This is a genomic window from Micromonospora sp. MP36, assembly GCF_008119785.1.
In the GTDB taxonomy this organism is placed as follows: Bacteria; Actinomycetota; Actinomycetes; order Mycobacteriales; family Micromonosporaceae; genus Micromonospora.
The window spans coordinates 1-1,257 of the sequence record NZ_VSFA01000259.1; the positions used below are offsets into that span (position 1 = coordinate 1).

The 1,257-nt window shown below is 72.4% G+C and carries 1 protein-coding gene; it reads left to right on the forward strand.

What is annotated here, in order from left to right:
• Positions 1-12: 12 nt before the first annotated feature.
• Positions 13-1,257 (forward strand): transposase (locus FXF52_RS41050; RefSeq protein WP_255472952.1); only part of this gene is annotated, 1,245 nt, incomplete at its 3' end.

Below are 1,257 nucleotides of genomic sequence, written 5' to 3' on the forward strand. Positions count from 1 at the left end.
GCTCGTGTTGCGGTGCGGGCGACGGCTGGGCAGCGGCGGCGATGCTTCGGCCTACTGCGTTCGGCTGGTGACGTGTGGGCGTGTGTCCTGGAGATCAACGGGTGGCGACGCCGCCGCCAGGACGCGCCGCTGGTCGGCTATCAGGCGTTGTGTCGGGAGTTGGCCGACTCGGGGCCGGGCACCTTCGGTGAGCTGGATTCGGTGGGTGCCCGGTCGGTGTTGCGCCGGTTCTCCGATGCGTGGTTCGCGGCGGCGAAAGCCCGCCAGGACGGTGACTCGTCGGCGCGGTTCCCGCGTCGTCGGCGGGCGTTGATGCCGGTGCGCTGGCATCACGGCACCTTCACCCTCGACGGGCTGCGGGTGCGTATCCCGGTGGCCAAGGGCATGTCGCCGTTGTGGGTCAGGTTGGCGCGGGAGGTGCCGTATCCGGTCGAGCAGGTCCGCTCGGTCACCCTGCTGTGCGAGGGTGGCCGCCTCTTCTTCGACGTGACGGCCGAGGTGCCGGTGGCGACCTACCCGCCGGGCGAGGGCCCGGACCCCGGCCGGGTGGCCGGAGTCGACCTGGGCATCATCCACCCCTACGCGGTGGCCAGCCGTGACGGGGAAGGGTTGTTGGTGTCAGGGCGGGCGATCCGCGCCGAGCACCGCATGCACCTGGCCGACACGAAAACCCGCCGCCGCTCTGTCTCGCAGCGGGCGCCGAAGCCGGGCCAGCGAGGGTCTCGGCGGTGGCGGAAATACCGGCGGCGGGCGCGGTTGGTGGAGGGCCGGCACAAGCGGCGGGTCCGGCAGGCCCAGCACGAAGCCGCCAGAACGGTGGTGTCGTGGGCGGTGCAGCAGGGGGTCGGTGTGCTCCGGGTGGGTGACCCGCGCGGTGTGTTGGACATCGACGCGGGGCGGCGGCACAACCTGCGGCTGCGGCAATGGCAGATCGGCCGTCTCATGCAGGTCCTCACCGACAAAGCTGTCCAGGCCGGCATCACCGTCGACCCCGTCAACGAACGGGGCACCTCCTCCACCTGCCCCGCCTGCCTGCGGCGGATACCGAAACCCCGTGGCCGGACCTTGTCCTGCCCGCACTGTGAGTTCACTGGGCACCGCGACCTGATCGCGGCCGCCATCATCGCCACCCGCACCCCGGGCGGCGGACCCACCACCCCCACAGCAGCTGTTCTGCTGCCCGAGGTGGTCACGCACCGTCGAGCCGGCCGACACCTCCCCGGTGCCGGCCAGTCCCGGCGTGACCCCCGCCGCCCA